12 protein-coding genes are annotated in these 14,525 nt (G+C 43.8%); 7 read left to right on the forward strand and 5 right to left on the reverse strand.

Going from position 1 to position 14,525, the window contains the following annotated elements; translation table 11 throughout:
• Positions 1–40: 40 nt before the first annotated feature.
• Positions 41–622: a superoxide dismutase [Fe] gene (gene sodB, locus ACX5KA_RS02990; protein ID WP_025254504.1), complete on the reverse strand. Its 582-nt coding sequence runs from the start codon at positions 620–622 to the stop codon at positions 41–43.
• A gap of 349 nt (positions 623–971) precedes the next feature.
• Here sodB and ACX5KA_RS02995 point away from each other — a divergent pair, with 349 nt between their 5' ends.
• From ACX5KA_RS02995 to ACX5KA_RS03015, 5 genes are all read left to right on the forward strand, one after another.
• Positions 972–1,322: a Grx4 family monothiol glutaredoxin gene (locus ACX5KA_RS02995; RefSeq protein ID WP_014948765.1), complete on the forward strand. Its 351-nt coding sequence runs from the start codon at positions 972–974 to the stop codon at positions 1,320–1,322.
• A 334-nt stretch (positions 1,323–1,656) separates the two neighbouring features.
• A complete protein-coding gene (locus tag ACX5KA_RS03000) occupies positions 1,657–4,212 on the forward strand; it encodes a TonB-dependent receptor plug domain-containing protein (RefSeq protein ID WP_458730364.1) in 2,556 nt (851 codons plus the stop codon).
• Between the two features lie 165 nt (positions 4,213–4,377).
• Positions 4,378–4,938, forward strand: coding sequence for an RNA polymerase sigma factor (locus ACX5KA_RS03005; protein WP_458730365.1), 561 nt, complete (start codon positions 4,378–4,380; stop codon positions 4,936–4,938).
• A gap of 1 nt (position 4,939) precedes the next feature.
• On the forward strand, positions 4,940–5,995 hold the full coding sequence (locus ACX5KA_RS03010) for a FecR family protein (protein WP_458730366.1): 1,056 nt from the start codon (positions 4,940–4,942) through the stop codon (positions 5,993–5,995).
• 234 nt (positions 5,996–6,229) lie between these two features.
• Complete coding sequence (locus tag ACX5KA_RS03015; protein ID WP_458730367.1) at positions 6,230–9,148, forward strand: TonB-dependent receptor domain-containing protein; 2,919 nt, start codon at positions 6,230–6,232, stop codon at positions 9,146–9,148.
• A 290-nt stretch (positions 9,149–9,438) separates the two neighbouring features.
• On the opposite strand, the gene ACX5KA_RS03020 is transcribed toward ACX5KA_RS03015, so the two are convergent.
• On the reverse strand, positions 9,439–9,633 hold the full coding sequence (locus ACX5KA_RS03020; RefSeq protein ID WP_014948769.1) for a bacterioferritin-associated ferredoxin: 195 nt from the start codon (positions 9,631–9,633) through the stop codon (positions 9,439–9,441).
• Positions 9,634–9,908: 275 nt separating this feature from the next.
• Between ACX5KA_RS03020 and ACX5KA_RS03025 the strand changes: the two genes are divergently transcribed.
• Complete coding sequence (locus tag ACX5KA_RS03025) at positions 9,909–10,514, forward strand: peroxiredoxin (protein WP_039222866.1); 606 nt, start codon at positions 9,909–9,911, stop codon at positions 10,512–10,514.
• A 73-nt stretch (positions 10,515–10,587) separates the two neighbouring features.
• On the opposite strand, the gene rnt is transcribed toward ACX5KA_RS03025, so the two are convergent.
• Complete coding sequence (gene rnt, locus ACX5KA_RS03030) at positions 10,588–11,223, reverse strand: ribonuclease T (protein ID WP_014997753.1); 636 nt, start codon at positions 11,221–11,223, stop codon at positions 10,588–10,590.
• A gap of 340 nt (positions 11,224–11,563) precedes the next feature.
• Here rnt and ACX5KA_RS03035 point away from each other — a divergent pair, with 340 nt between their 5' ends.
• The gene (locus tag ACX5KA_RS03035) at positions 11,564–12,436 is read left to right on the forward strand and encodes a flagellar protein MotY (RefSeq protein ID WP_044556760.1); all 873 of its coding nucleotides are present in this window, start codon (positions 11,564–11,566) and stop codon (positions 12,434–12,436) included.
• A 43-nt stretch (positions 12,437–12,479) separates the two neighbouring features.
• Here the strand turns inward: ACX5KA_RS03035 and glpQ are convergent, their stop codons facing one another.
• Entirely contained in the window at positions 12,480–13,670 is a 1,191-nt protein-coding gene (gene glpQ, locus ACX5KA_RS03040) for a glycerophosphodiester phosphodiesterase (protein ID WP_039216683.1), read from the reverse strand.
• Positions 13,671–13,813: 143 nt separating this feature from the next.
• Positions 13,814–14,209 (reverse strand): lactoylglutathione lyase, encoded by a 396-nt coding sequence (gene gloA, locus ACX5KA_RS03045; RefSeq protein WP_039216685.1) that lies wholly within the window; start codon positions 14,207–14,209, stop codon positions 13,814–13,816.
• Between the last annotated feature and the right edge of the window lie 316 nt (positions 14,210–14,525).

Below are 14,525 nucleotides of genomic sequence, written 5' to 3' on the forward strand. Positions count from 1 at the left end.
CTGTGTAGGACACAGTGTGTACTACAAAAAGACGTAAGGCTTACGCAAAGTTTTTGCTTGCGAATTCCCAGTTAACTAGAGCCCAGAAGTTTTCTAAGTACTTAGGACGCGCGTTACGGTAATCGATATAGTAAGCGTGTTCCCAAAGGTCAACAGTAAGTACTGGTGTTAGATCATCGCCAGAAATAGGTGTTTCTGCATTGCTAGTGTTAACGATATCTAGGCTACCGTCTGCAGTTTTAACTAGCCATGTCCAGCTAGAGCCGAAGTTGTTCACTGCTTTGTCGTTAAACGCTGCTTGGAAGTCTGCAAATGACCCCCATTTTGCGTTAATAGCGTCAGCTAGTGCGCCCGTTGGCTCACCGCCGCCGTTTGGACTTAGGCAATGCCAGTAGAATGTGTGGTTCCACACTTGCGCTGCGTTATTGAAAACACCGCCTTCAGAAGATTTGATGATTTCTTCTAGGCTTTTGTTTTCCATGTCAGTACCTTCAACTAGGCCGTTAAGCTTAGTTACATAAGTAGCGTGGTGCTTGCCATAGTGGTACTCAAGCGTTTCAGCAGAAATATGCGGTTCTAGTGCATTTTGTTCGTATGGTAATGCTGGTAATTCAAAAGCCATGACGGTCTCCATGTTGGTTTAGTATTGTAGTCTAAAGCACACTTATCTTCGCCTGTTCAATAAGTGCCAGTCAACGCTTTGCTGACTATATCACTTTAGACGCTAAAGCATATCCCAGATGTGGGGATAAAGTCTTATAACTCAATGACAAAATTGTGAATTTTTTTTCAAAATATATTTTGTGGAAATATAGCGTTGGTAGATATACAGGTAGATAGGGATAGAGTGTACTAAAAGATCAATTCAGTAATGGGTAATTTAAAGGGATTTTATGATACCCTTCGCCTTGATAAATCATTCATGCATTCCCATCTAAGTGGGAATACACTTTTGTGCTCAGAGGAATCAAATGGATAATACTGAAAATCAATCAACGCTAGATAGAATCAAGCAGCAAATCGAAGAAAACCCAATTTTGTTGTACATGAAAGGTTCTCCTAAACTACCTAGCTGTGGCTTTTCTTCACAAGCATCACAAGCGTTGATGTCATGTGGCGAACCATTTGCTTATGTAGATATTCTACAAAACCCTGATATTCGTGCTGAACTGCCTAAATACGCAAACTGGCCTACTTTCCCACAGCTATGGGTAGAAGGTGAGCTTGTTGGTGGTTGCGACATCATTATTGAAATGTTCCAACAAAACGAACTTCAGCCGCTTATTAAAGAAACGGCTGCAAAGTACAAAGAAGCAGAATAAATCTTGTTTCCATGTACAAATCTTTAGGTTTGTAAAAAACGATTTAAAAGCCGGCTTATAGTCGGCTTTTTTTATTAAAAACCGCCAAAAACGCCCCACTTTTACTCCCATAAAAACTATATAGACAGGTCAGAAATAAAGATCCTCTATGGTCTGAAAAAATATTTTTATTTTGTCTAAAAAGGTTTGTTTTTTAATATCTTGCGGACTATAAAATCAACCATCTGGCCATAAATGAGTCAGTGTTGAAGGTATAAAATAACAACCTCTCGAAATGCTTTTTTATTGTGTGAATAACGCTGAAAGTGTTTTAGAGAAAATCCGGGAAATCACCATGAATACAACCTTGTCTTTATTGACTAAAAACGTGCGTGGCGTATTAGCTGCATCAGCCGCGTTTTCAGTAATGGCTGCGGCACCTGTCTATGCACAGGAAGCTGAAGAAAGTGCAAAAGCTGAAGATTTTGAACAAATAGCGGTAGTTGGTTCGCGCGCAGCACCTCGCTCGGTCGCAGACTCAGCGGTACCAATTGATATTATTTCTGACGAAGAGTTTAAGCAGCAGGGTGCCACTGATATGGTATCTATGATGCAGACTGTTGTTCCATCTTTTAACGTAAACGACCAGCCGATCAACGATGCTTCAACACTCGTTCGTCCTGCTAACCTTCGCGGTATGGCATCAGACCACACGCTTGTGCTTGTAAATGGTAAACGTCGTCACCGTTCTGCGGTTATCACATTCCTAGGTGGTGGTCTTTCAGATGGTGCACAAGGTCCGGACATCTCTGTAATTCCAGCAGCGGCGCTTAAGCAGGTGGAAGTATTGCGTGACGGTGCAGCAGCACAATACGGTTCTGATGCGATTGCTGGTGTAATTAACTTCGTACTTAACGACGCGTCAGAAGGCGGTACATTTGAAGCCCGCTATGGCTCTTACTACGAAGGCGACGGGGACATGATCCAGCTGTCTGGTAACGTGGGTTTACCACTATCTGACAAAGGCTTTGTTAACCTTTCAGCCGAATACCGTACTGCTGATGACACATCTCGCAGCGTCCAGCGTGACGACGCCGCAGCGCTTGTTGCTGCAGGTAACACCTTTGTCGCAGACCCTGCACAAATTTGGGGTTCGCCTGAAATTAAACATGACATCAAGCTTTTCGCTAACGCAGGTCTTGAGCTTTCTGCAACGTCAGAAGCTTATATATTTGGTAACTTTGCCGAGCGTGAAGTTGAAGGTGGCTTCTACTTCCGAAACCCACATACTCGTAGTCAAGTATACGCTGATCCAGATGGCAACCTATTAGTGGCAGACCTAACGGACGATATGTCAGGTAATTGCCCTAATGATATTGCTCCTGGTGCAAATGTACTTACGAATCAACGCTACATCGACGAAGTTGCGAACAACCCAGATTGTTTCGCGTTTAACGAAATGCTTCCTGGTGGCTTCACACCTCGCTTTGGCGGTACGGTAACAGACATGTCTCTTGTCTTTGGTACCAAAGGCGAATTAGCCAATGATATTACCTATGACGTAAGTTTAAACCTTGGTCAAAACGAAGTTGATTTTGCTATTAGTAACACTATCAACCCGTCGCTTGGCCCAGAAACGCCAACGTCATTTAGCCCAGGCCGTTACACGCAGTCTGAGCAAACACTTGATATCGATTTTACAAAACCTTTTGATGTTGGTTTGTATGAGCCGCTATTTGTAGCGACTGGTTTCCAATACCGCAACGAAAGTTATGAGAGCGTTGCAGGTGATACTGCCTCTTATGAAATAGGTCCGCTGGCGACACAAGGCTTTGGCATTGGCTCAAATGGTTTCCCTGGCTTGGCGGCCGATAGCCAAGGTCGTGTGTCCCGCAACAACATCGCGCTTTACATTGATGCAGAAGCCTATATCACTGAAAACTTCATGCTAGCCGGTGCGCTACGTTACGAAGACTTCTCTGATTTTGGCGATACCACGAAAGGTAAAATTGCTTTCCGTTGGCAAGCGTTAGAGAACATTGCGTTCCGTGGTGCGTTCTCAACGGGCTTTAAAGCACCTACGCTGGGTCAAAGTAATGTACGTAACGTAACAACTGCGTTTGGTACGGGCGGTGAGCTAATTGACCGTGCAACGCTACCTCCAACAGATCCTGTATCTCAACTTAAAGGCGGTGAGCAATTAACGCCAGAAGAGTCAGAGAGCATCACATTTGGTGTGGTAGCAGACTTTGAAAATGGTCTATTCATTACTGCCGACTACTACAACATTGAATTGACAGACCGTATCAGTACAGCGTCTGGTATTGCGTTAACAGAAGAAGATATTGCGACCCTACTAGCGCAAGGCATTAATGATGCATCTAGTTTCTCTGAAATTAGTTTCTTCACGAATGACTTTGATACGACTACTGAAGGTCTAGATGTAGTTGCTAACTACTCGATGGAGATGATGGGTGGTGAAACTAAATTCTCACTAGCCTACAACTGGACATCTACAGAAGTAGATCGTGCATCAGAGAATATTTCTCCTGAGCGTATTCGCATGCTAGAAGATAACCTACCAGCGGTTCGCTACAGTGCAACGGCAAATCACACTAACGGTGATTGGCGCTTCCTTGCACGCTTGAACTATTACGGTAGTATCTTTGAAGATCACTTAGATTCTGCATTGCCTATCGATAAAGTAGGTTCAGAAATTACTGTGGACTTAGAAGTAGCTTATAACTTCACTGAAGAGTTTACTGTAACGGTAGGCGCGAAAAACGCCTTTGATGAATACCCAGATGAGAATACACAGTATGCTGGTATCGCAGGTTCGTTGTATCCAACTACCTCACCAATCGGTATTAACGGTGGCTTCTATTATCTAAGAGGTGTTTACACGTTCTAATCGCTAATACTAGCGAAAACAACTTTCACAATTGTTTCGACGTGGAGGGGAGCGTTAGCTCCCCTTTTATTTTCAATATCGAGCATCATTTACGTGAAAAGTTATGAATAAACAGGCATTATTATTGCCAATGTAAGCAGATCGAAACACACAACATTTATTATTATGACGAGAAAGTCGACAGTAGCTGAAACCTTTTTAAAATACCGCTCAAAGCTAATGCGTGCGGTAGGTTCTATTGTTGGCGCCGACGACATTGAAGACATCGTGCAAGAAGCTTTTATTAAAAGCTACGAGGCAGAGTTAAAACAAGAAATACAGTATGAGCGTACCTATATGCTCAAAACAGCGCGTAATCTAGCGCTGAACCATGTTGCAAAAGCTGAAAACAAAAATAAGCAGCAGCTGGATGACATGGATATTTTGCCTTATGAGCTTGTAGGGCACAGTTTAGAAAAAAATGTAGAAAGCAAAGAGCGTTTTATTCATTTTTGCCGAGCGACAGATACATTGTCTGCTGATGTAAAACGCGTATTTTTGCTGAAAAAAGTATATGGCATGAGACAAAAAGAGATTGCAGAGCTTGTGGGGCTAAGCGAAAGCACCGTTGAGAAGCATGTCGCCAAAGGTTTAATGATGTGCTCTAGGTACCTAGCCGAGCTGTCAAAAGACAGTGCATCCCCCCGTGCCACTGCTAACACGACTCAGGACATAAGCCGTAGTTAACATGAATAATATTCGCCAGTTTTCAAGCAAAGAAGATATCCAAGAGCAAGCATGCTTATGGATAAGCCGTCTCGATCGCGGCTTAAAAAGTGACGAAAAAACAGAGTTAGACGCCTGGTTGTCGGAAAGTAATGCGCATCGTCAAGCTTTGCTAGACGCCGCTAGCTTGTGGGACGACATGTCGGTATTGAATGAATTGAGCGGTTTATTTCCGCAGCCAACCTCTCGTCAGTCGTCGAAAAAGGGCATCATGTCTAAAACTGCCGTTTGGGGCATTGCGGCCACATTCTTAGTGATGGCTATTGCTGTTGGTGTTGTTGTTCAGCGCACGTGGCTAAACAGCACCCCTGAATTCGCGGCCGTAATGCAGAAAGTGCAAACGGGTGTAGGTGAACAGAAAAACGTGACGCTAGCTGATGGCTCAAAACTTCACCTAAACACTAACTCTGTGGTGACGGTAGATTTCTCCTCAACGACACGCAATATCGTATTATTGAAAGGGGAGGCACATTTTGAAGTGGCTCACGATAAGTCTCGCCCGTTCTCTGTTACCGCAGGAAACAATACTGTTACCGCTGTCGGAACTGCCTTTAATATGCAATATGTGGATGATAACGCGTTTGAGTTAGTGGTTACCGACGGGAAGGTTTTGGTGAAAGACCGCTTTAAGGCTTCGTCTTCCAACGAGTCGCTCTTCACTAAACGCCCTGTTGCTGAGGAAGGCCTTCTTATGTTCGCAGGTGAAAAGGCTACAGTACAAGGTAAAGTGGAAGCCCGTGAAAGCATGTCTCAAAACGACATAGATGACGATTTAGCGTGGCAACAAGGCATGATTGTATTTAAAGGTGAGCCGCTAGAGGCCGTATTAGCTGAGATTGGCCGCTATACACCCGTTCGCTTTAATATTTCGGATGAAAGCCTGCGCAAGCGTCGTGTAGCGGGTTACTTTAAAGTAGGCGACATAGATGGATTGTTGTCTGCACTTAAGAGCAGCTTTAACATCAATTACGAGAAAGTCACAGAAACAAGTATTGAGCTTAAGCTAGCGAAAAGTTAAATATTTCTGAAAGATAGGTGCTTTCTACTATTCGTAGTTGGCATCAATTTCTTTAATGTGACAATATAATCAAAATAATAAGCACATCGATTTTATATCTTGCAATACGGCAATTTTGCGATAAGCAGGCAAACAAAAAAGGCAATAGAAAAGCTGCATGCCCTTGCGTGTTCGGCTCACTGTCTTTCGCAAAAAAAAACGCGTAAACCTCTCCATTTTTCAGCGATTTCACCTTTGCATATAGTATCTGGCGTCTTATTTTTTCTAACGCCAACGCAAGGTTTGTATGCACAAAGCGAGAGTCTTGCTCCCACCAAGGCACAATCGGCGCAAAAGTCCGATGCATATAGTTTTTCAATACCAGCGCAAAACGCTAACGAAGCCCTCACCGAGCTAGCTAAGCAAGCCAATACCACGTTACTGTTTCCTTTCGATTTAGCAAAGAAAGTAAAAACAAACGCATTGAGCGGTACGTTCACATTAAATGAAGCGCTGGCACAACTCCTCGAAGGAACAGAGCTAGCAGTAGTGACAGACGAAAGTGGCGCGTTGAGTATTCGCTCTCGTGCCTCTTTAGTCGCGAAGGGAAAGCAGCAAGAAAATGCTGTAAAGAAAGCGGACGCGGGGAGCAATGGACTTGAGAAAATTGCGGTTGTCGGTACCCGAAACTCGCCTCGCAGTTCTGTTGATTCGCCAGTTCCTTTAGATGTGATTGGTTCTGAAACCCTTAATTCACAGGGGAATTCAGACGTACTTTCCATGTTAAGTGTGATGGTTCCTTCGTTAAACGTAAACGATCAGCCTATCAATGACGCCAGTAGCCTGGTAAGGCCTGCAAACCTAAGGGGCATGTCTTCAGATCACACGCTTTTGCTGCTTAACGGAAAGCGGCGTCATCGCTCCGCTGTAATTACATTTTTGGGGGGCGGTTTATCTGATGGTGCTCAAGGGCCAGATATATCGGTTATACCAGCCTATGCATTAAAGCAAGTTGAAGTACTGCGAGATGGCGCGTCTGCCCAGTATGGCTCAGATGCTATTGCAGGGGTAATAAATTTTGTGCTCAAAGATGCCCGGGTAGGTGGGCACGTGGCGCTAAAAGTAGGTGGGTATAGTGAAGGCGATGGTGAACTGTTTCAGGTACAGTTAAATAAAGGCTTCGCTATTGGAGAAAATGGCTTTTTAAATGCGACGGCAGAATATCGTCAGCAAAATGGTACATCGCGCTCTGTGCAGCGCTTAGACGCTCAAAGCCTAATCGACCAAGGTAATATATTTATTTCCTCACCGTCCCAAGTTTGGGGGGCACTCGATGTTAACGAAGATATTAAACTTGCGCTAAATGCAGGCGCTGACATATCTCCTACATCGCAATTTTATAGCTTTGCCACAGCAGCTAGAAGAGAAATCAACGGTGGCTTTTACTATCGCAATCCGCAAACACGAGAGGGTGTGTTTAGTCGCACTGACCCTAACACAGGGGAAAGCCGCCTGATTGTGGCCGATCTCGACGGGCTGGAAAGTGGAATTGCTTGCCCTTCCATTTCATTGTCCAACAATAACGTGTTGCTCGACCCCGCGTATCAGTTAATTGCAGATAACACAACAGCGCTTGGTGCAAACTGCTTTGCTTTTAATGAGTGGTTTCCTGGCGGTTTTACGCCAAGATTTGGGGGAACAATAACCGATGCCTCTATTGCGATGGGCGTGAAGCATGAGTTGCCTAAAGGTTGGGCAATGGATGCCAGTGCAACATTAGGTTACAGCGACATCGAATATACCATTTCTAATACTGTTAACCCATCGTTGGGACCGCAAACCCCGACTTCGTTTTCGCCCGGTGGTGTGTCGCAAGTAGAGCGAACGCTTAACTTAGATTTTAACAAACTGATTCAGACTATTTTTGACGATCCGGTTAGCATTGCCGTGGGTTTTGAATGGCGTAAGGAAACCTATTTTCAGAAAGCCGGTGATGAAGCGTCATATATTGCAGGTCCTTTCGCCCTAGAGCCGCCACTTGGGTTAAACCAAGGCTTTTCTATCGGTTCCAATGGTTTTCCGGGATATCAGCCTCAAAGTGCTGGACACTGGAGCAGAAGTAATTGGGCCGTATACGCCGATTTGGAGTTCTATGTAATCGAAGCATGGCAGTTTGGTGTTGCCACGCGTGTAGAGCATTTCAGTGATTTCGGTTCGACATTCGATGGAAAATTAAGTACTCGCTATAAATTGAATGACGTTTTCGCATTACGGGGCTCTGTGAATACGGGGTTTAAGGCGCCAACAATAGGGCAGAGTAATGTTATTAACGTAACTACTGCTTATGGTATTAATGGACTGGAAGACCAAGCAACGCTGCCTCCAACGGATCTTATCTCGCTGCAGCTGGGCGCAACGCCACTTACGCCTGAAGAATCGGTGAACTTTAGCCTTGGGCTAGTTATGCAGGCAAGCGAGAGCTTTTTTGCGACACTCGACTATTTCAATATTCGTCTTTCAGATCGCATTAGCACAACATCAGCAATCCCGTTAACCGATGAAGACATTAGTGCGCTTATTGCTCAAGGACGTCCGGACGCAGCGAAATATAACGCAGCAAAGTATTTTACTAACGACTTTGACACAAAAACTCAGGGTGTTGATTTAGTTGTTAACTACAATTTTGCGTTAAATGATTGGTCAAATTCTTTATTATTAGCCTACAACTGGACAGACACGCAGGTAGAGCGAGTTACACTTTATCCTGCGCAGGTGGAAGGCGAAATACAGCTACTACCTAACCTTACACAGGCAAGAATTCGGATGCTGGAAGATAATTTGCCTGCTCATCGAGGCAGTATCACGCTGGAGCAATCAAAAGATAAATGGGCGTTTACTTGGCGGCTTAATTATTACGGTAAATTTTATGAAGACCATCTTGATGCGTCCGCGGGTATGGACATATACGGCAATGCATTAACTACATTCGATGCCCAAGTTGCGTGGAAAGTATTTCCTCAAACCCAGGTAACCTTTGGCGCCCAAAATCTTTTTGATTCGCTCCCCGATGATAATCCTTACAAAGGTGAGGTAGGCGCACTTTACCCACCCACATCGCCTAGTGGAATAAATGGTGCTTTCTACTATGCAGGCATCGAGTACACCTTTAACTAGGGCTTTTTTTTAGAAAAGCTACGTAGTTAAATGGCACGTTGTACTCAGTGAAAGTAAAAAACACGCCCAGCTTTGAGTTTGAAACGCCGACAACCTATCGTTTTAATTGGACTAGGTAGCGATGTGAATGTTACTAAAGTAACTAAACTCGGATTTTATTAAGAGAAATAGGATAAGACTTAGGCCACTTAAATAAGTGATCGTGATAATAAATACGGTGTTTTAAGTCTAGGAAAGGATACTTAGAGCGGTGATGTTGCGTGTTAAGAACACGCGGGTTGGCTAATTATTTAGCCAACGTCTTTAAATAACGACTCATCGACGATAGTTTGGTCAATGATTTGTTGAGCCATGTTGATGCACTTACCGCATTGTGAGCCAAGCTCTAAATGTTGACGTAACTCTCGCATATTTCCCACACCGTTTTCTTCAACCGCTGCGCGAATGCTTTTATCAGTTACCCCATAGCACATGCAAACAAACATTAAACGTACTCCAAATGAATCTGTAAATGATAATAATTGTTATTCTTCACTTTAGCAAGTGGATAATGACAAATTTAATACAAGGTAATTGAAGAAAGACTGAACAGTGAGTCGTGAAATTAAGTACGTATTGGTAGGATCAGTAAAAAAACTCATTGTTTAATATTGTTATTTCCATATTCGTACCTACTTTGTGAGTAAGAAATTTCTTATCAAAGTGGTTACGCAACGTAATCGCTTCTATTATTACAATCCAAATATAAATGGAGAGACTCATGAGTGTATTAGTTGGCCGTCCAGCACCTGATTTTACTGCAGCAGCGGTTCTAGGTAGCGGTGAAATTGTTGATACTTTCACACTAAGTGAAGCAATCAAAGGTAAAAAAGCCGTTGTTTTCTTCTACCCACTAGACTTTACTTTCGTTTGCCCGTCAGAGCTTATTGCTTTTGACAAGCGTTATGACGAGTTTAAAAAGCGCGGTGTTGAGGTTATCGGTGTTTCAATCGACTCTCAGTTCTCACACAATGCGTGGAGAAACACCCCTGTAAATCAAGGTGGTATTGGTCCAGTTAAATACACCCTTGTTGCTGACGTTAAGCACGATATCTGCCAGGCTTATGATGTTGAGCACCCAGAAGATGGTGTAGCGTTCCGTGGTTCATTCCTAATCGATGAAGAAGGCATGGTTCGTCACCAAGTAATTAACGACCTTCCACTTGGCCGTAACGTTGACGAAATGCTTCGCATGGTAGACGCGCTAGCATTCCACCAAGAGCATGGTGAAGTTTGCCCAGCGGGTTGGACTGAAGGTAAAGCGGGTATGGATGCATCACCTGAAGGTGTTGCTAAGTACCTATCTGAAGAAGCAGACAAGCTATAAGCTAACCTGTTCGACGATTAAAAAAAAACAGCGCCTTTTGGCGCTGTTTTTGTTTATATCAGTTTGAATAAAACTACTCTTTATTTTCTACAGGCCACCCGCCTAGCGCTTTATAGCGATTTACCATATAGCAAAATAGCTCAGTTGTTTTTTGGGCGTCATATAGCGCGCTGTGCGCTTCGTTTTGATCAAATGCAATCCCTGCAGCACGGCACGCTTTTACCAAAACAGTTTGTCCTAAGGCAAGACCTGCAAGACTGGTGGTATCAAACGAAACAAATGGGTGGAACGGTGTGCGCTTTATATTACAGCGCTCTATCGCAGCATTGACGAAACTCTGATCGAACGTTGCATTATGAGCAACGATAACAGAACGTTGGCAGTCAGCATTTTTTTGCGCCTTGCGGATACCTTTACATAAGTCCTTCATGGCTTCGCTTTCTTCAATCGCACCTCGTAATGCACAATTTGGGTCGATACCATTAAACTCTAAGGCTGCTGGCTCTAGGTTGGCACCTTCAAAGGGGTCAATGTGATAGTGAAAAGTTTGATCGGGATGAAGTATACCGTTTTCATCCATTTTTACTGTTACCGCTGCTAATTCTAACAGGGCGTCAGTGCCTGCATTAAATCCGGCTGTTTCAACGTCGATGACAACGGGAAAATAACCTCGAAAGCGCTGGGAAAGAAGGGGCGGGTTGGCAGACATAAACACTCTTGTAAGACTCTATTGCGTAAATTGGTTGGTGACTCAAGTGCGTACCAACCTGCGAAGCATATTGCGTAAAAGAATTATCGCAAGGATACCTTCGAGTTGCCAGTTTCAATTTATACGTTGTTAAATCAGGGGTATAGCAATGGTACGAAACTCCGATGGTATTAAACGCTAAACTTTTCTACAATTTGGACGATAATCATATTAAGCGTAATGAATTCAAAAGCTCAATGAGAGTGTTTTATATAAGTTAATTCGATTCAATATGCTTGGTGATTCGGGGCGTATCATTGTCTCTTGCCCGTGTTTGTCTGATTTTCGTTATGGTGTCGAAATGGTGTCGAAATTAAAATATATCGCTTTATTGGGGATAGTGGGGTCATTATCTTCCCACGCTGCCATGCGGCAATATTCTGCAACCATAGAAAGCTCCAACTGGCGTATCGATACTGACACCCGCCTTCAGTGTACTCTCAACCACGAATTACCGGGTTACGGTGAAGCCATGTTCACAAGCACGGCATCGAAGCAACTTAACATGGAATTTGAGCTGGACATGCATTTGCTGCCCAGCAAATTTGATATGGCTGCAGTTTATTCTGTACCACCTAAATGGATGCCAGGCGTCGCGCCTAAAACTATAGCCGACATGTCTCTTCGAAAACAGTACAACGGTGATCTACCCCAAGATGCTGCGTGGACTATGCTGTCTGAATTGGAAAAAGGCTTTTGGCCCACAATCTATTACCAAGACTGGTATAACAAATACGACCAGGTGAGTGTGGCACTAAACGCCAGTAATTTTTCAGGCGTGTATCGAGAGTTCGTTAAGTGTGTCTCGAACCTACTCCCATTTAGTTTTGATGATATTGCCTACACGGTATTGTCTTATCAGAACAACAGCACAGAACTGACCAAATATTCGCAAAAGCGTTTAACCATGATTGGTGAATATTTGAAAGAAGACAGCGAGCTCGAGCTTGTGCTTCTTGACGGTTATACCGATAGCTATGGCGGTCGCTACAACAACGAACAATTGTCTATTCGACGGGCCAACGAAGTAAAAAGCTATTTGACGACGCTAGGTGTACCTGAAGATCGAATTCAGTTAACAGGCCACGGTGAGAAACGCCATATTGCGCCAAACGATACGCGAGAAAGCCGCGCCCAAAACAGACGCGTGGTGGTGCGACTTTCTAAATCGTAGGCGCTAATTGTTGCGCCTACACTCGCTTTAAAATGCGTTAGTTTTATTTTTCTCGCCACCTTAATACCGGTATTAAATGGTCGGTGAAAACACCGTCAGCATGTATTACGTTGTCTAAAACTTCCAAGACTTGTTCTGAACTCATACCTGCCGGTAGTGCATCATGTCGGTAGGTGTAGGGGTGGATTGTCAGGTTATTTTCGTGGGCGTATTTAATCCATTCCGCAGCTTCTATTTTTCCTTGAGCCATCGCTTTTTTATCGAGTAAATGGCCTAACCAAGGGCCTATACCATCGGCATACAATGCAACCTGCTGCATGCCTTTCTGTGTGCGTAGCCATTCATAGTCTGTGTCGCTTTCGCCCCAGTCGTTCTCGCCAATCAGCATGACAACTTTACCTTTATAGCCCAAGGTTTCACGAATGCGCTTAACTTCGTTAAAGTCGAAGCATTGCAGATAGCTATTACCGCTCTCGCCACCAAATCCGTAAGCATTTAAAGCATCTACAACGATTTTACTGGCATCAATGCCTTCTTTAATGTGAAAGGCAGGGGACTTTACTTCAGGATAAACCCCTACAGATGTGCCAAATTGGCGATTTAGCTCGCTGATTAATTCAAAATGTTCAGCTAATGTAGCCACTTTGAAGTTAGCGTGGTTACCGCGATATCTATCGGCAAACACTTGGCTCCCGTCACTATTAGTGCGCTCGTGTACCCGCAGTTGTCGCAGTTCTTCAAGGGTAAAATCACGCGCGTAATAACGGCCGTCACCTCGATGGCGCGCCGGGAACACATCTTCTACGTTGGTAACCGTTTCTAAATGAATGTCGTGTAGTACAACGGGTATGTCGTCTTTGGTGATAACAACATCTTGTTCGATAAAATCAGGGCGCAATGAAAAAGCGAGAGTAGCAGCTTCGAGAGTATGCTCAGGTAAATAGCCAGATGCGCCGCGATGGGCAATTACCGTAAATCGCTCTTCATCCTTCACTTTTGTATCAGCGATTGTTTGCGCATGGTCGTTATACGTAGCAGTGGCCGAAAACGCATTGCCAGAAGCAAATGAAGCGGTAAAAGCGACAAGTAACGCTGGCAGAATAGCGGCTAGTTTTGCTTTGGGTTTAGTGCAAAAATTTACATTGCCCTTTGCTCTAGAATTCGGGCTTGGCGCTATTCCAGCTAGGTTTATACTTTTAGCGTTTTGCGTAAATAACAAGCGATTTCGTAGCATGTAACGTCACTCCATGTGTTTTAATTGGCTGCTAATCTGTGCCACACTTTTGTATGTGATACTGTGGTGTTTAAAGCGTCTAAAGCGTTTAAATCGCGCTAAGTATCAAGGGCTTCTTCTCGCGCTCATACTTGCGAGCTTGATCACAGCGAGATTGATTTATTTTGTATGAGTTCTATGGCATATCCATCGGGGTCGCGTACAAAAGCGATAACTGTTGACCCACCTTTTACAGGGCCTGGTTTGCGATACACATCGGCACCATTTGCTTCTAAATTCTCACAAAACTGATAGATGTCATCTACTTCAATGGCGATATGACCATATGCGTTACCCTTATCGTAGGAATTGTCGCCCCAGTTATAGGTAAGTTCTAATACTGTACTGTCAGCTTCATCACCATATCCAACGAAAGCCAGCGTATATTCGTATTCTTTGTTTTCAGACTGACGAAGAAGGCGCATGCCCATGAGTGAAGTATAAAAATGAAGTGAAGCTTCTAAGTTTTCAACTCGAAGCATGGTGTGAAGCATTCGCATAACAGATTCCTTTTCGAGCCATCGGAATAACTCGATGGCACACAGCATTGTGATTGCGTGTTGGACGTTACTTTTCTGTACTCCTAAATTCATAAAGTACTTTCATAAGTAAACGCAAACGACACGCGCTTATGATAATAAGGAAATGTTAACGCTTTAAGACAGTTTTACAATTCTAATTAATCGTAACATACCAGTCCGCATAGATAATTTCCCACTCAGAAAGTGCTGGCAAGTTTCCTAGCGAAGCGTGGGAGTGCAGGAATAGTTGTTCCCTTTCAAATTCCCAGAATGAAGCTAGGAAGCTTGCCAGACC

It is taken from the genome of Alteromonas alvinellae (genome assembly GCF_902705805.1).